4 protein-coding genes are annotated in these 20,022 nt (G+C 68.0%); 2 read left to right on the forward strand and 2 right to left on the reverse strand.

Annotated features, from left to right (window positions below):
• Positions 1 to 277 precede the first annotated feature (277 nt).
• Positions 278 to 17,050 (forward strand): Calx-beta domain-containing protein, encoded by a 16,773-nt coding sequence (locus DEH84_RS06295; RefSeq protein WP_159098884.1) that lies wholly within the window; start codon positions 278 to 280, stop codon positions 17,048 to 17,050.
• A 42-nt stretch (positions 17,051 to 17,092) separates the two neighbouring features.
• On the opposite strand, the gene DEH84_RS06300 is transcribed toward DEH84_RS06295, so the two are convergent.
• Positions 17,093 to 17,791: a c-type cytochrome gene (locus DEH84_RS06300; RefSeq protein ID WP_109035777.1), complete on the reverse strand. Its 699-nt coding sequence runs from the start codon at positions 17,789 to 17,791 to the stop codon at positions 17,093 to 17,095.
• Positions 17,792 to 17,899: 108 nt separating this feature from the next.
• On the opposite strand from DEH84_RS06300, the gene DEH84_RS06305 reads away from it, so the two are divergent.
• A complete protein-coding gene (locus DEH84_RS06305) occupies positions 17,900 to 18,742 on the forward strand; it encodes an AAA family ATPase (RefSeq protein WP_109035779.1) in 843 nt (280 codons plus the stop codon).
• A 28-nt stretch (positions 18,743 to 18,770) separates the two neighbouring features.
• On the opposite strand, the gene DEH84_RS06310 is transcribed toward DEH84_RS06305, so the two are convergent.
• Positions 18,771 to 19,949 carry a GGDEF domain-containing protein gene (locus DEH84_RS06310; RefSeq protein ID WP_109035781.1) on the reverse strand — a complete coding sequence of 393 codons (1,179 nt, stop codon included), beginning with the start codon at positions 19,947 to 19,949 and terminating at the stop codon, positions 18,771 to 18,773.
• Between the last annotated feature and the right edge of the window lie 73 nt (positions 19,950 to 20,022).

Below are 20,022 nucleotides of genomic sequence, written 5' to 3' on the forward strand. Positions count from 1 at the left end.
CCGGCTCACGGTCGTCGGCGTCTCTTTCCCCGGCTGAACATCGGAAGCGCCTTGGCTGCCGGGTGCGGCCGCCGCATGGCCGGGTGGGCCCGCGGGGGCGGGGAGCCAAAATGGCCAATGTCGGCTGTGGATGTGATCAAACTCACACCATTGGCTGATTTAGTTGGCGTTAGGCCTGCATGGCGGGGGGGCTGGCGGCCGCAAGAAACTGTTACACGAATCTACACTTGGAGGGTTCACGACCGATAAGTTGGGTTTCTTCATGCCGATTCTTGCCATGTCCGCTGGTGTTGTCACTGCCGTGTGGGGTTCTGCCTTTGTCCGAACCCCCGATGGGAAGCTCACGCCGATCCGTGTGGGCGACAAGATGAAGGGCGGCGAGCAGATCGTCACGGAGGCGGACGGCATCGTTCAGATCTCGCCCCTGGACGGCACGACGGTGACGGCGAAACCTGCGAAGCCGCAGGCGGTGGACGTGGATCGGGCGCTGGACGCACTGGAGAACCCCACCGATGAAGAGGCGCCAGCCGCAGGTCTGACCGGGGGCGCCGAGGGCGGTTTTCAGCCCGGGCTGCGTGTGGACCGCGTGGTGGAGTCGGTCGGCCCACAGTCGTTCGTCTATGGCACGGCGCGCGGGCCGGCTGAAACACCGATTGCCGTGACAGCGGACAACCGGCCGCTGTTTGCCGCAACGCTCGTCCAGCCCGAGACGCCTGCACCGTCGTTGTCGATCAACTCGGTCTCGGTGGATGAGGCCCTAGGGACCGCGACCTTCGTGATCACGCTGGACCGGTCTTCTGGCCAGACCGTGACCGTGAACTGGGCGACTGCCGATGGCACGGCCCTGGCGGGTCAGGACTATGTGGCAGGAGCAGGCAACGTCGTTTTCCTGCCCGGCGAAACCAGCAAGACCATCACGGTCAGCATCCTGGACGATGCCGCGTTCGAGCGCAGTGAGTCGTTCACCGTCGTGCTCAGCAACCCGGTGAATGCGGCGATCTCGGCTGGCACGGGCGTTGGAACCATTGTGGACGATGGCTCGGGCACCGTGCCGGAAGGGATCACACCGGATGACGACACCCCGGTGGTGTCAGCCATCAGCAGTCCGACCGCGGCAGAGGGCGGCAATCTGGACTTCCAGGTGACGCTCAGTGGGCCGAGCGCGACGCCGACTTCGGTGACGCTGACGCTGGGCACGAGCGGCCTGGCGAACCCAGCCACGCTGGGCACCGACACCGGCACACCGAGCGTGAGCTTCGACGGCGGCCAGACCTTCACGCCGATCACGGTGAACCCGGACGGCACGGCGACGATCACGGTGCCGGCGAACACGCCGGCTGATCGGGTGGTGGTGCGTGTGCCGGTGAGTCCCGACGCCATCAGCGAGCCGACCGAGGCGATCAAGCTGGGTGCTTCGACACCGAGCCAGGCGACCCCGGTGGAAGGCACGGGCACGATCACCGACGGGACGAGCCAGCCGACGCTGAGCATCAGCGGCCCGGCCGAGGTTAACGAGGCCGCCGGCACGGTGACCTACACGGTGACGCTGTCGAACCCGAGCGCCAGCCCGGTGACGGTGAACTACGCGACGCAGGACGACACGGCCAAGGCTGGCAGCACGCCGACCGCAGGCGACTACGCTGCGACCAGTGGCGTGCTGACCTTCGCCCCGAACGAGACGAGCAAGACCATCACGGTGGCCATCAACGACGATGGCACGTTCGAAGGCAGCGAGTCGTTCAGCGTGGTGTTGAGCAATGCCACGGGCGCGGTCATCGCGACTGGCACGGCGAACACAGCCATCAAGGACGACGGGACCGGCAGCGTGCCCGAGGGGCTCACGCCGGACGATGACACGCCCACGGTGGTGTCTGTCAGCAGTCCGACCGAGGCGGAAGGCGGCAACCTCGACTTCCAGGTCACGTTGAGCAACACGAGCTCGACGGACACCCAGGTCACCATCGCACCGGGCGCGCCTGCGGGCGCGACCAACGCCGCCACGCCTGGCGCCGACACCAGCGTGCCGCAGGTCAGTGTGGACGGCGGGCAGACATTCGGCCCGGTCACGCTGAACCCGGACGGCACGGCGACCTTCGTCGTCCCGGCGAACACCCCCGCCGACCAGGTCGTGGTGCGGGTGCCGGTCAACACCGATGCTGCCAGCGAGCCGATTGAAACCCTCACGCTTCAGGCTGGCACGCCGGCGCAGACGGTGCCTGCCGAAGGCACCGGCACGATCACCGACACGACGGGGCAACCCACGCTGAGCATCAGCGGCCCGGCCGAGGTGAACGAGGCCGCCGGCACGGTGACCTACACGGTGACGCTGTCGAACCCGAGCGCCAGCCCGGTGACGGTGAACTACGCGACACAGGACGGCACGGCCAAGGCTGGCAGCACGCCGATGGCCGGCGACTACGCGGCCACCAGCGGCGTGCTGACCTTCGCCCCGAACGAGACGAGTAAGACCATCACGGTGGCCATCAACGATGACGGCACGTTCGAAGGCAGCGAGTCGTTCAGCGTGGTGCTGAGCAATGCAACAGGCGCCGTGATCACCACGAACACGGCCACCACCGCCATCCAGGACGATGGCACGGGCACCGTGCCCCCTGGCGTGACGCCCGATGACGACACTCCGGTGGTGTCGAACATCAGCAGCCCGACGGCAGCTGAAGGCGGCAACCTGGACTTCCAGGTGACGCTGAGCGCGCCGAGCACGACACCGACGACAGTGACGCTGACCCTCGGCACGAGCGGCCTGACGAACCCGGCCACGCCGGGGACCGACACCGGCACACCGAGCGTGAGCTTCGACGGCGGCCAGACCTTCACGCCGATTACGGTGAACCCGGATGGCACGGCGACGATCACGGTGCCGGCCAACACCCCGGCCGACCAGGTGGTGGTGCGCGTGCCGGTGAACACCGACACGACGAGTGAGCCGACCGAGGCGATCAAGCTGCAAGCCAGCACGCCGGGTCAGACCACGCCCACAGAAGCCACCGGCACGATCACCGACACAACGGGCCAGCCGACGCTGAGCATCAGCGGCCCGGCCGATGTCAATGAAGCGGCCGGCACGGTGACCTACACGGTGACGCTGTCGAACCCGAGCGCCAGCCCGGTGACGGTGAACTACGCGACGCAGGACGGCACGGCAAAGGCCGGCACGACGCCGACCAGTGGCGACTACGCGGCGACCAGCGGCGTACTGACGTTCGCGCCCAACGAGACGAGCAAGACCATCACGGTGGCCATCAACGACGACGGCACGTTCGAAGGCAGCGAGTCGTTCAGCGTGGTGCTGAGCAACCCGAGCGGTGCGGTCATCACGACCGGCACGGTCACCACGGCCATCCAGGACGACGGCACGGGTAGCATGCCGCCTGGCGTGACGCCCGATGACGACACCCCCGTGGTGTCGGACATCAGCAGCCCGGCGGCGGCTGAAGGCGGCAACCTGGACTTCCAGGTGACGCTGAGCGCGCCGAGCACGACGGACACGCCGATCCAGATCACGCTGGGCACCGCCGGCCTGACGAACCCAGCCACGCCGGGCACCGACACCGGCACGCCGAGCGTGAGCTTCGACGGTGGCCAGACCTTCACGCCGATCACGGTGAACCCGGACGGCACGGCGACGATCACGGTGCCGGCCAACACCCCGGCCGACCAGGTCGTGGTGCGTGTGCCGGTGAGCACCGACACGACGAGCGAGCCGACCGAGGCAATCAAGCTGCAAGCCAGCACGCCGGGTCAGACCACGCCCGCAGAAGCCACCGGCACGATCACCGACACGACGGGCCAGCCGACGCTGAGCATCGCAGGCCCGGCCGAAGTGAACGAGGCCGCCGGCACGGTGACCTACACGGTGACGCTGTCGAACGCGAGCGCCAGCCCGGTGACGGTGAACTACGCGACGCAGGACGGCACGGCAAAGGCCGGCACGACGCCGACCGCAGGCGACTACGCTGCGACCAGTGGCGTGCTGACCTTCGCCCCGAACGAGACGAGCAAGACCATCACGGTGGCCATCAACGACGATGGCACGTTCGAAGGCAGTGAGTCGTTCAGCGTGGTGCTGAGCAATGCAACAGGCGCCGTGATCACCACGAACACGGCCACCACCGCCATCCAGGACGATGGCACCGGCAGCGTGCCGCCCGGCGTGACGCCCGATGACGACACCCCCGTGGTGTCGGGCATCAGCAGCCCGACGGTGGCAGAAGGCGGCAACCTGGACTTCCAGGTGACGCTGAGCGCGCCGAGCACGACACCGACGACAGTGACGCTGACCCTCGGCACGAGCGGCCTGACGAACCCGGCCACGCCGGGCACCGACACCGGCACACCGAGCGTGAGCTTCGACGGTGGCCAGACCTTCACGCCGATCACGGTGAACCCGGACGGCACGGCGACGATCACGGTGCCGGCCAACACCCCGGCCGACCAGGTGGTGGTGCGTGTGCCGGTGAACACCGACACGACGAGCGAGCCGACCGAGGCGATCAAGCTGACGGCCGGCACCCCGGATCAAGCGACACCGGTGGAAGCCACCGGCACGATCACCGACACCACGGGCCAGCCGACGCTGAGCATCGCAGGCCCGGCCGAAGTGAACGAGGCGGCCGGCACGGTGACCTACACGGTGACGCTGTCGAACCCGAGCGCCAGCCCGGTGACGGTGAACTACGCGACGCAGGACGGCACGGCAAAGGCCGGCACGACGCCGACCAGTGGCGACTACGCGGCGACCAGCGGCGTACTGACGTTCGCGCCCAACGAGACGAGCAAGACCATCACGGTGGCCATCAACGACGACGGCACGTTCGAAGGCAGCGAGTCGTTCAGCGTGGTGCTGAGCAATGCAACAGGCGCCGTGATCACCACGAACACGGCCACCACCGCCATCCAGGACGATGGCACCGGCAGCGTGCCGCCCGGCGTGACGCCCGATGACGACACCCCCGTGGTGTCGGGCATCAGCAGCCCGGCGGCGGCTGAAGGCGGCAACCTGGACTTCCAGGTGACGCTGAGCGCGCCGAGCACGACGGACACGCCGATCCAGATCACGCTGGGCACCGCCGGCCTGACGAACCCAGCCACGCCGGGCACCGACACCGGCACGCCGAGCGTGAGCTTCGACGGCGGCCAGACCTTCACGCCGATCACGGTGAACCCGGATGGCACGGCGACGATCACGGTGCCGGCGAACACGCCGGCGGATCAGGTCGTGGTGCGCGTGCCGGTCAACACCGACACGACGAGCGAGCCGACCGAGGCGATCAAGCTCGGCGCTTCGACACCCAGCCAGACGGTGCCAGTGGAAGCCACCGGCACGATCACCGATACGACGGGCCAACCGACGCTGAGCATCAGCAGCCCGGCCGAGGTCAACGAGGCGGCCGGCACGGTGACCTACACGGTGACGCTGTCGAACCCGAGCGCCAGCCCGGTGACGGTGAACTACGCGACGCAGGATGGCACGGCCAAGGCTGGCAACACGCCGACCGCAGGCGACTACGCAGCCACCAGCGGCGTGCTGACCTTCGCCCCCAACGAGACCAGCAAGACCATCACGGTGGCCATCAACGACGATGGCACGTTCGAAGGCAGTGAGTCGTTCAGCTTGGTGCTGAGCAATTCCACGGGCGCCACGATCACCAGCGGCACCGCGACCACGGCGATCAGGGACGACGGCACTGGCAGCGTGCCGCCTGGCGTGACGCCCGATGACGACACCCCCGTGGTGTCGGACATCAGCAGCCCGGCGGCGGCTGAAGGCGGCAACCTGGACTTCCAGGTGACGCTGAGCGCGCCGAGCACGACGGACACGCCGATCCAGATCACGCTGGGCACCGCCGGCCTGACGAACCCAGCCACACTGGGGACCGACACCGGCACACCGAGCGTGAGCTTCGACGGCGGCCAGACCTTCACGCCGATTACGGTGAACCCGGATGGCACGGCGACGATCACGGTGCCGGCCAACACCCCGGCCGACCAGGTGGTGGTGCGCGTGCCGGTGAACACCGACACGACGAGCGAGCCGAGCGAAGCGATCAAGCTGACCGCAGGCACACCGGATCAAGCGACTCCGGTGGAAGCCACCGGCACGATCACCGACACGACGGGCCAGCCGACGTTGAGCATCAGCGGCCCGGCCGAGGTGAACGAGGCCGCCGGCACGGTGACCTACACGGTGACGCTGTCGAACCCGAGCGCCAGCCCGGTGACGGTGAACTACGCGACACAGGACGGCACGGCCAAGGCTGGCAGCACGCCGATGGCCGGCGACTACGCGGCCACCAGCGGCGTGCTGACCTTCGCCCCGAACGAGACGAGTAAGACCATCACGGTGGCCATCAACGATGACGGCACGTTCGAAGGCAGCGAGTCGTTCAGCGTGGTGCTGAGCAATGCAACAGGCGCCGTGATCACCACGAACACGGCCACCACCGCCATCCAGGACGATGGCACGGGCACCGTGCCCCCTGGCGTGACGCCCGATGACGACACTCCGGTGGTGTCGAACATCAGCAGCCCGACGGCAGCTGAAGGCGGCAACCTGGACTTCCAGGTGACGCTGAGCGCGCCGAGCACGACACCGACGACAGTGACGCTGACCCTCGGCACGAGCGGCCTGACGAACCCGGCCACGCCGGGGACCGACACCGGCACACCGAGCGTGAGCTTCGACGGCGGCCAGACCTTCACGCCGATTACGGTGAACCCGGATGGCACGGCGACGATCACGGTGCCGGCCAACACCCCGGCCGACCAGGTGGTGGTGCGCGTGCCGGTGAACACCGACACGACGAGTGAGCCGACCGAGGCGATCAAGCTGCAAGCCAGCACGCCGGGTCAGACCACGCCCACAGAAGCCACCGGCACGATCACCGACACAACGGGCCAGCCGACGCTGAGCATCAGCGGCCCGGCCGATGTCAATGAAGCGGCCGGCACGGTGACCTACACGGTGACGCTGTCGAACCCGAGCGCCAGCCCGGTGACGGTGAACTACGCGACGCAGGACGGCACGGCAAAGGCCGGCACGACGCCGACCAGTGGCGACTACGCGGCGACCAGCGGCGTACTGACGTTCGCGCCCAACGAGACGAGCAAGACCATCACGGTGGCCATCAACGACGACGGCACGTTCGAAGGCAGCGAGTCGTTCAGCGTGGTGCTGAGCAACCCGAGCGGTGCGGTCATCACGACCGGCACGGTCACCACGGCCATCCAGGACGACGGCACGGGTAGCATGCCGCCTGGCGTGACGCCCGATGACGACACCCCCGTGGTGTCGGACATCAGCAGCCCGGCGGCGGCTGAAGGCGGCAACCTGGACTTCCAGGTGACGCTGAGCGCGCCGAGCACGACGGACACGCCGATCCAGATCACGCTGGGCACCGCCGGCCTGACGAACCCAGCCACACTGGGGACCGACACCGGCACACCGAGCGTGAGCTTCGACGGCGGCCAGACCTTCACGCCGATTACGGTGAACCCGGATGGCACGGCGACGATCACGGTGCCGGCCAACACCCCGGCCGACCAGGTGGTGGTGCGCGTGCCGGTGAACACCGACACGACGAGCGAGCCGACCGAGGCGATCAAGCTGCAAGCCAGCACGCCGGATCAGACGGTGCCTGCCGAAGCCACCGGCACGATCACCGACACCACGGGCCAGCCGACGCTGAGCATCAGCGGCCCGGCCGAGGTGAACGAGGCTGCCGGTACGGTCACCTACACGGTGACGCTGTCGAACGCGAGCGCCAGCCCGGTGACGGTGAACTACGCGACGCAGGACGGCACGGCAAAGGCCGGCACGACGCCGACCGCAGGCGACTACGCAGCCACCAGCGGCGTGCTGACCTTCGCCCCCAACGAGACCAGCAAGACCATCACGGTGGCCATCAACGACGATGGCACGTTCGAAGGCAGTGAGTCGTTCAGCTTGGTGCTGAGCAATTCCACGGGCGCCACGATCACCAGCGGCACCGCGACCACGGCGATCAGGGACGACGGCACTGGCAGCGTGCCGCCTGGCGTGACGCCCGATGACGACACCCCCGTGGTGTCGGACATCAGCAGCCCGGCGGCGGCTGAAGGCGGCAACCTGGACTTCCAGGTGACGCTGAGCGCGCCGAGCACGACACCGACGACAGTGACGCTGACCCTCGGCACGAGCGGCCTGACGAACCCGGCCACGCCGGGCACCGACACCGGCACACCGAGCGTGAGCTTCGACGGCGGCCAGACCTTCACGCCGATCACGGTGAACCCGGACGGCACGGCGACGATCACGGTGCCGGCCAACACGCCGGCCGATCAGGTGGTGGTGCGCGTGCCGGTGAACACCGACACGACGAGTGAGCCGACCGAGGCGATCAAGCTGCAAGCCAGCACGCCGGGTCAGACCACGCCCACAGAAGCCACCGGCACGATCACCGACACAACGGGCCAGCCGACGCTGAGCATCAGCGGCCCGGCCGATGTCAATGAAGCGGCCGGCACGGTGACCTACACGGTGACGCTGTCGAACCCGAGCGCCAGCCCGGTGACGGTGAACTACGCGACGCAGGACGGCACGGCAAAGGCCGGCACGACGCCGACCAGTGGCGACTACGCGGCGACCAGCGGCGTACTGACGTTCGCGCCCAACGAGACGAGCAAGACCATCACGGTGGCCATCAACGACGACGGCACGTTCGAAGGCAGCGAGTCGTTCAGCGTGGTGCTGAGCAACCCGAGCGGTGCGGTCATCACGACCGGCACGGTCACCACGGCCATCCAGGACGACGGCACGGGTAGCATGCCGCCTGGCGTGACGCCCGATGACGACACCCCCGTGGTGTCGGACATCAGCAGCCCGGCGGCGGCTGAAGGCGGCAACCTGGACTTCCAGGTGACGCTGAGCGCGCCGAGCACGACGGACACGCCGATCCAGATCACGCTGGGCACCGCCGGCCTGACGAACCCAGCCACGCCGGGCACCGACACCGGCACGCCGAGCGTGAGCTTCGACGGTGGCCAGACCTTCACGCCGATCACGGTGAACCCGGACGGCACGGCGACGATCACGGTGCCGGCCAACACCCCGGCCGACCAGGTCGTGGTGCGTGTGCCGGTGAGCACCGACACGACGAGCGAGCCGACCGAGGCAATCAAGCTGCAAGCCAGCACGCCGGGTCAGACCACGCCCGCAGAAGCCACCGGCACGATCACCGACACGACGGGCCAGCCGACGCTGAGCATCAGCGGCCCGGCCGACGTCAACGAGGCGGCCGGCACGGTGACCTACACGGTGACGCTGTCGAACCCGAGCGCCAGCCCGGTGACGGTGAACTACGCGACGCAGGACGACACGGCCAAGGCTGGCAGCACGCCGACCGCAGGCGACTACGCTGCGACCAGTGGCGTGCTGACCTTCGCCCCGAACGAGACGAGCAAGACCATCACGGTGGCCATCAACGACGATGGCACGTTCGAAGGCAGTGAGTCGTTCAGCGTGGTGCTGAGCAATGCAACAGGCGCCGTGATCACCACGAACACGGCCACCACCGCCATCCAGGACGATGGCACCGGCAGCGTGCCCCCTGGCGTGACGCCCGATGACGACACCCCTGTGGTGTCTGGCATCAGCAGCCCGACGGCGAGCGAAGGCGGCAACCTGGACTTCCAGGTGACGCTGAGCGCGCCGAGCACGACACCGACGACAGTGACGCTGACCCTCGGCACGAGCGGCCTGACGAACCCAGCCACGCCGGGCACCGACACCGGCACACCGAGCGTGAGCTTCGACGGCGGCCAGACCTTCACGCCGATCACGGTGAACCCGGACGGCACGGCAACGATCACGGTGCCGGCCAACACCCCGGCCGACCAGGTGGTGGTGCGCGTGCCGGTGAACACCGACACGACGAGCGAGCCGACCGAGGCAATCAAGCTGCAAGCCAGCACGCCGGATCAGACCACGCCCGCAGAAGCCACCGGCACGATCACCGACACGACGGGCCAGCCGACGCTGAGCATCAGCGGCCCGGCCGACGTCAACGAGGCGGCCGGCACGGTGACCTACACGGTGACGCTGTCGAACCCGAGCGCCGGCCCGGTGACGGTGAACTACGTGACGCAGGACGGCACGGCGAAGGCCGGCGCAACCCCGACCAGTGGCGACTTTGCCTCGACGAGTGGCGTGCTTACCTTCGCCCCGAACGAGACGAGCAAGACCATCACGGTGGCCATCAACGACGATGGCACGTTCGAAGGCAGCGAGTCGTTCAGCGTGGTGCTGAGCAATGCAACAGGCGCCGTGATCACCACGAACACGGCCACCACCGCCATCCAGGACGATGGCACGGGCACCGTGCCCCCTGGCGTGACGCCCGATGACGACACCCCGGTGGTGTCGGGCATCAGCAGCCCGACGGCGAGCGAAGGCGGCAACCTGGACTTCCAGGTGACGCTGAGCGCGCCGAGCACGACACCGACGACAGTGACGCTGACCCTCGGCACGAGCGGCCTGACGAACCCAGCCACGCCGGGCACCGACACCGGCACGCCGAGCGTGAGCTTCGACGGTGGCCAGACCTTCACGCCGATCACGGTGAACCCGGACGGCACGGCGACGATCACGGTGCCGGCCAACACCCCGGCCGACCAGGTGGTGGTGCGCGTGCCGGTGAGCACCGACACGACGAGCGAGCCGACCGAGGCAATCAAGCTGCAAGCCAGCACGCCGGGTCAGACCACGCCCGCAGAAGCCACCGGCACGATCACCGACACGACGGGCCAGCCGACGCTGAGCATCGCAGGCCCGGCCGAAGTGAACGAGGCCGCCGGCACGGTGACCTACACGGTGACGCTGTCGAACGCGAGCGCCAGCCCGGTGACGGTGAACTACGCGACGCAGGACGGCACGGCAAAGGCCGGCACGACGCCGACCGCAGGCGACTACGCTGCGACCAGTGGCGTGCTGACCTTCGCCCCGAACGAGACGAGCAAGACCATCACGGTGGCCATCAACGACGATGGCACGTTCGAAGGCAGTGAGTCGTTCAGCGTGGTGCTGAGCAATGCAACAGGCGCCGTGATCACCACGAACACGGCCACCACCGCCATCCAGGACGATGGCACCGGCAGCGTGCCGCCTGGCGTGACGCCCGATGACGACACCCCGGTGGTGTCTGGCATCAGCAGCCCGACGGCGAGCGAAGGCGGCAACCTGGACTTCCAGGTGACGCTGAGCGCGCCGAGCACGACGGACACGCCGATCCAGATCACGCTGGGCACCGCCGGCCTGACGAACCCAGCCACACTGGGGACCGACACCGGCACACCGAGCGTGAGCTTCGACGGCGGCCAGACCTTCACGCCGATTACGGTGAACCCGGATGGCACGGCGACGATCACGGTGCCGGCCAACACCCCGGCCGACCAGGTGGTGGTGCGCGTGCCGGTGAACACCGACACGACGAGCGAGCCGAGCGAAGCGATCAAGCTGACCGCAGGCACACCGGATCAAGCGACTCCGGTGGAAGCCACCGGCACGATCACCGACACCACGGGCCAGCCGACGCTGAGCATCAGCGGCCCGGCCGAGGTGAACGAGGCTGCCGGTACGGTCACCTACACGGTGACGCTGTCGAACCCGAGCGCCAGCCCGGTGACGGTGAACTACGCGACGCAGGACGGCACGGCCAAGGCCGGCACGACGCCGACCAGTGGCGATTACGCAGCCACCAGCGGCGTGCTGACGTTCGCGCCCAACGAGACGAGCAAGACCATCACGGTGGCCATCAACGACGATGGCACGTTCGAAGGCAGCGAGTCGTTCAGCGTGGTGCTGAGCAACCCGAGCGGTGCGGTTATCACTACGAGCACCGCGACCACGGCCATCCAGGACGACGGCACGGGCACCGTGCCCCCTGGCGTGACGCCCGATGACGACACCCCGGTGGTGTCGGGCATCAGCAGCCCGACGGCGAGCGAAGGCGGCAACCTGGACTTCCAGGTGACGCTGAGCGCGCCGAGCACGACACCGACGACAGTGACGCTGACCCTCGGCACGAGCGGCCTGACGAACCCAGCCACGCCGGGCACCGACACCGGCACGCCGAGCGTGAGCTTCGACGGCGGCCAGACCTTCACGCCGATTACGGTGAACCCGGACGGCACGGCGACGATCACGGTGCCGGCGAACACCCCGGCCGATCAGGTGGTGGTGCGCGTGCCGGTGAACACCGACACGACGAGCGAGCCGACCGAGGCGATCAAGCTGCAAGCCAGCACGCCTGGTCAGACCACGCCCGCAGAAGCCACCGGCACGATCACCGACACGACGGGCCAACCGACGCTGAGCATCAGCGGCCCGGCCGATGTCAATGAAGCGGCCGGCACGGTGACCTACACGGTGACGCTGTCGAACCCGAGCGCCAGCCCGGTGACGGTGAACTACGCGACGCAGGACGGCACGGCAAAGGCCGGCACGACGCCGACCAGTGGCGACTACGCGGCGACCAGCGGCGTACTGACGTTCGCGCCCAACGAGACGAGCAAGACCATCACGGTGGCCATCAACGACGACGGCACGTTCGAAGGCAGCGAGTCGTTCAGCGTGGTGCTGAGCAATGCAACAGGCGCCGTGATCACCGCAATCACCGCCACCACCGCCATCAAGGATGACGGCACCGGGAGCGTGCCGACCGGCATCACCCCGGACAATGACACCCCCGCGCTTGCGGTGACCGATGTCACCGTGACCGAGGGCAACCAGGCCACCTTTACCGTCTCCCTGACGCATCCGCTGTCCTCGAGTCAGCCTCTCAGCCTGCAGCTCAACGCCGGCACCGCCATGGCGCCGAGCGACTACGCCAACGCGATGGAGGTCTCCGCGGACGGCGGCACATCCTGGGCACCGGTCTCCGGCGGCGTGGTCACCCTGGCTGCCGGCACCACGAGCCTGCTCGTGCGCGTGCAGACCACCAACGACACCCAGACGGAGTCCACCGAGACCTTCACGCTGACCGCGTCGCTGCCGCAGTCCTCCAACGGCACCGCCACAGGCACCGCGCGCATCACCGACAACGACGCGCCAACCCAGATCGACCTGGACAGCAACGACTCCAGCGGTGTCACCGGCACGGGCTATCAGACGAACTACGTCGAAAACGGCAGCCCCGTCTCGGTGGCCGATGTCGACCTGCGCCTCACTGATGTCGACAGCACACAGCTCACCCGCGCCACGATCACGCTCACCAATGCGCAAGCGGGTGATGTGCTCTCCGTGCAAGGCGGGCTGCCTGCTGGCCTGTCCGTGGCGATCGTTGGCAACGTCGTCACCCTGACCGGTGTCGCCAGCCTCGCCACCTACGAGCAGGCCATCCGGAGCATCGGCTTCAGCAACACGACCGACACCCCGTCGACCGTGGCGCGCACGGTGGCCGTTCAAGTGTTCGATGGCACGATGGCCAGCAACGTGGCCATCACCACCATCTCCGTCACCGCGGTCAACGACGCGCCCGTGGTGGCCAACGCCACGGCCGCCGTGTCCGAAGAGGGCCTGGCCTTCGGCGCGCCGGACGCAACCGGCACGCCGGACACCACCAACGCGAGCACCGTGAGCGGTCAGATCGCCTTCAGCGATCCGGACAGCAGCAACCTCAGCATCAGCCTGCTGGCACCGAGCAACCCGGTCTACACCAGCACCGGCACGCAGGTGGTGTGGCGCAGCGACGGCGCAGGCGGCCTGATCGGCAAGGCCGGTACAGCCCCTGACGCCGCCACCGTGGCGACCGTCACCATGGATGCGGCAGGCCGCTACAGCTTCACACTGTCTGCGCCGTTGCAGCACGGCGCACAGGGCGAAGACACCCTGAGCCTCAACTTCGGCGTGCGCGTGGGCGACGGCGTGAACACCGCCACCGGCGCGCTCACCATCGTTGTCGAAGACGATGCGCCGACCGTGCCGGCCAGCCAGTCCGCCACCGTCTCGGTGCAGGACACCAACCTGATGGTCGTGCTCGACATCTCGGGCAGCATGAACGACGCCAGCGGCATCGACAGCCTCACGCGGCTGCAGGCCGCCGTGCAGTCCATCCAGAAGCTGCTGGACCGCTACGACGAGCTGGGTACCGTGGCCGTGCGCCTCGTCACCTTCTCGGGCAGCGCGCAGACCGTGGGTGACACATGGCTCAGCGTGTCGGAGGCCAAGTCGGCCCTGGCCACCATCGTGGCCTCCGGTGGCACCAACTACGACTACGCCCTCAGCGCGGCCCAGTCGGCCTTCCTCACCAGCGCCGGCAAGATCAGCGGGGCACAGAACGTGTCCTACTTCTTCTCGGACGGCAATCCCACGCTCTCCAGCACCAACCCGACGGCAGGCACCAACAACCAGAATGGCACGACCACGCAGACCAATCTCGGAGACGGCATCGACGCCACCGAGGAAGCGGCCTGGCGCTCGTTCCTCAACACCTACGAGATCAATTCCTACGCGGTGGGCCTGGGCTCGGGTGTGAGCCAGACCTATCTGGATCCGGTGGCCTACAACGGCCAGTTTGCACTCGACACCAGCGGCACGGTCGTGGCCAACCTGAACCAGCTCGACAGCACCCTCAGCGGCACGCTGGCGGGCTCGACCAGCGGTCAGATCCTTGCTTCGGGCAGCGTCGGCCAGACAGCCTTCGGCGCCGATGGTGGCCGCCTCCACACGGTGACGATCGACGGGCAGACTTACACCTACAGCACCACGCAACCGCAGCTCACTGTCACGACGGCACTGGGCGGTCAGTTCACGCTGAACTGGCTGACGGGGGCCTACACCTACCGCGCGCCGGAAGGCCTGGCCGCCGACGTCCGGGAGAGCATCACCTATACGCTGATCGATGGCGACGGCGACCTCGCAAGCTCCAATCTGCTGCTCGACGTGGTGCGCAACGCCCCGGTGCCTGGTGCACCGACCGCGTCGGCCACGTCGGTGAGCGTCTCGGAAGAAGGCCTGGCGGGCGGCAACGCCGACACGACCGGCAGCCCCGACACCACCAACGCCACAGCGGCCACCGGTCAGATCACCGTGACGACCACGGGCGGCGCCACCGTTCAGGCCATCGCACTCGACGCACCGTCGAGCCCGCTGGTGACGGCATCCGGCAAGACCGTGGTGTGGACCAACGACGGCGCCGGCGGCCTCATCGGCCGCGATGGCACGGACGGCAGCGCCACCGTGGTGGCCACCGTCAAGGTCACCGCGTCCGGCAGCTACACCTTCGCACTCCTTCAGCCGGTGCAGCACGCGGCGTCCGGCGAGGACGTCCGCGACATCACGTTCGGTGTGCGCGTGCTCGACAGCACGGGCAAGGTGGGCACCGGCAGCCTGGTGGTCCACGTCGAGGATGACGCGCCGACCAACCCGGCGCCCATCTCCGCCACGCTCAACACGATCGACACCAACCTGATGATCGTGCTCGACGTGTCGGGCAGCATGAACGACGCCAGCGGCATCAATGGGCTCACCCGTCTGCAGGTCGCCGTGCAGTCCATCCAGAACCTGCTGGACAAGTACGACGAGTTCGGCAGCGTGGCCGTGCGTCTGGTCACCTTCTCGAACACGGCGCAGTCCGTGGGCGCGCAGTGGCTCAGCGTGGCCGATGCCAAGGCTCTGCTGCAGACCATCATCGCAGAGGGTGGCACCAACTACGACTATGCGCTCTCCGCGGCACGCACCGCGTTCGACACCAGCACCGGCAAGCTGAGCGGCGCGCAGAACATCTCCTACTTCTTCTCGGACGGCAACCCGACGCTGTCGAGCGCCAACCCCACCCCCGGTGTGAACGGCCAGTCCTCTGCCAGCACCCAGACCGGCCTGGGCGACGGCATCGACACCACGGAAGAGGCCAGCTGGCTCAGCTTCCTGCGTTCCAACCAGATCAAGAGCTACGCGATCGGTCTCGGGGCCGACGTGAGCGCCACCTACCTCAACCCCGTGGCCTACGACGGGCAGGCCGGTGCCGATCTGTCGGGCACCGTGGTGAGCGCGTTGGCCCAGCTGGATGGCGTGCTGGCTGGCTCCCTCGGGGCGTCCGTCAACGGCAACCTCAAGACCAGTGGCACGGTGGTGGCCGCAATGGGCGCCGACGGCTTCAGCCACGTCGCCAGTGTCACGGTCGACGGCGTCGTCTACCAGTACGACAGCGCGAGCACGCAGCTGGCCATCACGACCGCCCTGGGCGGCAAGCTCGTGGTCGACATGGCCACCGGTGCCTACGCCTACTCGGCGCCGGGTCAGCTGACCGGCACCCAGTTCGAGAACGTCACCTTCGCCCTGGCCGACCGCGACGGCGACACGGCCTCGTCGACACTGTCCATCCAGCTCGATCAGACCCGCGTCGTCGTCGGCACCACCGGCGCAGAGCAGCTGCTGGGCTCCGACGCGCCCGACCTGCTCATGGGCCGCGATGGCGATGACATTCTGTCTGGCGGGGCCTCTGCCGACCGCCTGTATGGCGAAGCCGGCAACGACACCCTGTCCGGTGGCGCCGGGGCCGATCTGTTGCATGGTGGCGCGGGCAACGACACGCTCAGCGGCGGTGACGGCAACGACACCCTGGTGGGCGGCGCGGGCAACGACACCCTGACGGGTGGCCTGGGCGTGGACGTCTTCGCCTGGAACCTGGGTGAGGCCGGCACCAGCGGGGCAGGCCGTGCGGTCGACACGATCAAGGACTTCGACGTCCGCCCGGCCGGCTCGGGTGGCGATGTCCTGGATCTGCGCGATCTGCTGCAGGGTGAAACCAGCAGCAATCTGGTGAACTACCTCGAGTTCGACACCACCAGCGTGGCCGGCAGCACGGTCATCAAGGTGAGCCCGACGGGGGGGTTCACCTTCGGCAATGCGAATCTGGCGCCCAACGCCGAAACGCAGCGCATCGTGCTGGAAGGGGTGGACTTGCGGGCTTCAGGCTATGCAGGCAGCTCGGCGTCTGATCAGCAGATCATCACCAAGCTGATCAACGACGGCAAACTGCTGGTCGATAACGGCTGACCCCGGCGGACGCTCCCCAGGCGGGGGCGTCCGCTTCGGGCCTCAGCGGAAACGCGACTGCGGCACCGTCTTCAGGTCGCCTTGCAGCCCGGCCGTGTACGCGGCCAGCAGCTTCAACTCGGCCTGCGTGAAAGCCTTGACCTGCGAGCTCATGATGGCGTTGTTGCGCCCGATCGGCCCCTTGCCGGCCGTCTGGTACGACTTCAGCGCCACGTACAGGTAATCGGCATGCTGGCCGGCGAGCTTGGGGTAACCCGCGTCGATGGGCTTGTTCAGCCCCTCGCCGTGGCAGGCGATGCAGTTGCCGCGGGTCAGCAGTGCCTGGACCTCGGGAGAGGCCGCGCCACCTTTGGCCACCGGGGCAGGGCGGTCCTTGCCGTGCGACTCGTAGTAGGCCGCAATGTCCTGGATGTCCTGGTCGGTCAGGGATGCGGCCACGCTCTTCATCGTGGGGTGCTTGCGGTCACCTTGCCGGTAGGCCGTCAGCGCCGCGGCGATGTACTTGGCGTTCTGCCCGGAGATCATCGGCACCTTGTGCACCTCCGGGAAGCTTGCCTGGTAGCCCGGGATGCTGTGGCAACCGATGCACATGGCGACCTTGGCCGTCACGCCGGGTGGCGTGTCGTCGGCGGCGCGGACCCCGGTGGCGGTCAGGCTCGCCAGCAGGATGGCACCGAGTGCCGGCACGTTGAACAGCAGGCGGCCACGCAGGCCTTGAGACAGCTCGGACGGTGTTTTCATTGGGCGGACAGATGAGGGTGAACTGACGCAGGGAAAAACACGAACCACAACCCATTATTGGGGGGCGTCCTATACTCGAACACAGTAACAACCCGGTTGAGACTGCGCATGAAATTCCAAGGCACCGATCAATACGTCGCGACGGACGACCTGAAACTGGCGGTCAACGCGGCGCTGAAATTGCAGCGCCCCCTGCTGGTCAAGGGCGAGCCCGGCACGGGCAAGACCATGCTCGCCGAGCAGGTCTCCGAGGCACTGGGCATGCCGCTGCTTCAGTGGCACATCAAGTCGACCACCAAGGCCCAGCAGGGCCTCTACGAATACGACGCGGTCAGCCGCCTGCGCGACAGCCAGCTCGGTGAAGAGAAAGTCCGCGACATTCACAACTACATCGTCAAGGGTGTGCTGTGGCAGGCTTTCGATGCCGACCAGCCCGTGGCGCTGCTGATCGACGAGATCGACAAGGCCGACATCGAGTTCCCCAACGATCTGTTGCGCGAACTCGACCGCATGGAGTTCTACGTCTACGAGACGCGCCAGCTGGTGAAGGCCAAGCACCGCCCGCTGGTCATCATCACGTCGAACAACGAGAAGGACCTGCCGGATGCATTCCTGCGTCGGTGTTTCTTCCATTACATCCGCTTTCCGGATCCGACCACGATGCAGCAGATCGTTGATGTGCATTTCCCACACATCAAGAAAGACCTGCTGGCGGCCGCACTGCGTCACTTCTATGAAGTCCGCAATCTGCCGGGGCTCAAGAAGAAGCCCAGCACGTCCGAGCTGATCGACTGGCTGAAGCTGCTTGTGGCCGAGGACATCCCGGCCGACGCGCTGCAAAGTCAGGACGAAAAGGTGAGCGTGCCGCCGCTGGTGGGCGCGCTGCTCAAGAACGAGCAGGACCTGAGCCTGTTCGAAAAGCTGGTCTACATGGCCCGCCACCACCGCTGAGCGTGGCCGCGGCCCGCCACAGGCCACGTCACGCCGCAGCGGGCAGCATGGACAGCACCACGCGGTTGCGGCCGGCGGCCTTGGCTTGATAGAGGGCCTCGTCGGCCCGCCGCAGCAACTGCGACAGCGTCTCGGTCGGATGCTCGGCGCAGGCCAGCCCGATGCTGATCGTGACCGACACGCCTTCGTCGCCCCAGCGCACGTCGAGCGCCGCCACGGCGGCCCGCAGGCGCTCGGCTGCGTGCAGGGCGCCTTCCTCGCTGGTGTGCGGCAACACCACGCAGAACTCCTCGCCACCAAAGCGCGCCACGCGGTCCACCTCGCGCGCCTCTTCCTTCAGGGCTCCGGCCACGGCGGCCAGCACCGCGTCGCCGGCGGCGTGGCCCAGGCGGTCGTTGATGCGCTTGAAGTGGTCGATGTCGATCAGCAGCAGCGAGAACGGTTGGCCAAAACGCTGCAGCCGCTGCACCTCCCGGTCGAGCATGGCCTCGATGGCGCGGCGGTTCAGCAGGCCGGTCAGGCCGTCATGGTGCGACAGGTGTTCGAGGCGTCGCACCAGGCGCATCACCACCACATAGCCCAGCACGAAACTGGAGAGGATCGACAGCGTGAGGCTGCCCATCACCAGCCATTGGTAGACCATGTCGCGCGGCAACTGCTGCCAGGGCGACGGGGTTTGGGGCAGGGTGAGGGCCAGGGCGGTCGTCATGAAAGTCAGCACCACCAGTCCCATCAGCGTGGCGTGGGTGGCGGCGGTCTCGGGGCCGAACTCCGCCCTGAGGGGACGGAAGCACTCCAGCGCCAGGCGGGCCAGCACCCAGGCTGTGGCCGCGGTGCACGCCGCCATCCCGCCGCCTCGCCAGCCCATCGGCAGGGCCACGATCAGCGCGAACCCGACCCCCACCAGGGTGACCAGCGCGTGCTCGCACGCCGTCTCCGGCAGCTTGAGGAAGGTCTGCATCCCGCGGCGCAGGCTCACGGCCCCCACCACCACCAGCAGCCCGGCCATCATCCACTGCACCGTGTCCACACTGTCGGCGTACAGCACGGTCAGCAACAGGCCGATGCCGAAGCAGGCGCTGGACAGCATCCAGTGCTTGGAAGCCCGACGCGACAGCCCCATCCAGCTGCCCGCGGCCCACCACATGCCCGACGTCAGCGTGTGGGTGACCAGAATGTAGATGATCAGAAAATGGGACGCTTCCATTCGGCCCTCGACTTCAGGGACGGTGCTTCAGATAGAGAGACGCAAGCCGGTCCACAATACCAGTCATCTCGCA

The sequence above is a fragment of the Aquabacterium olei genome, from assembly GCF_003100395.1.
GTDB lineage: Bacteria > Pseudomonadota > Gammaproteobacteria > Burkholderiales > Burkholderiaceae_C > Aquabacterium > Aquabacterium olei.

Bases quoted from the DNA above. Each gene is read 5' to 3' on its own strand.
- DEH84_RS06295 (WP_159098884.1), top strand. From the start codon at position 278: ATGTCCGCTGGTGTTGTCACTGCCGTGTGGGGTTCTGCCTTTGTCCGA.
- DEH84_RS06300 (WP_109035777.1), bottom strand. From the start codon at position 17,791: ATGAAAACACCGTCCGAGCTGTCTCAAGGCCTGCGTGGCCGCCTGCTG.
- DEH84_RS06305 (WP_109035779.1), top strand. From the start codon at position 17,900: ATGAAATTCCAAGGCACCGATCAATACGTCGCGACGGACGACCTGAAA.
- DEH84_RS06310 (WP_109035781.1), bottom strand. From the start codon at position 19,949: ATGGAAGCGTCCCATTTTCTGATCATCTACATTCTGGTCACCCACACG.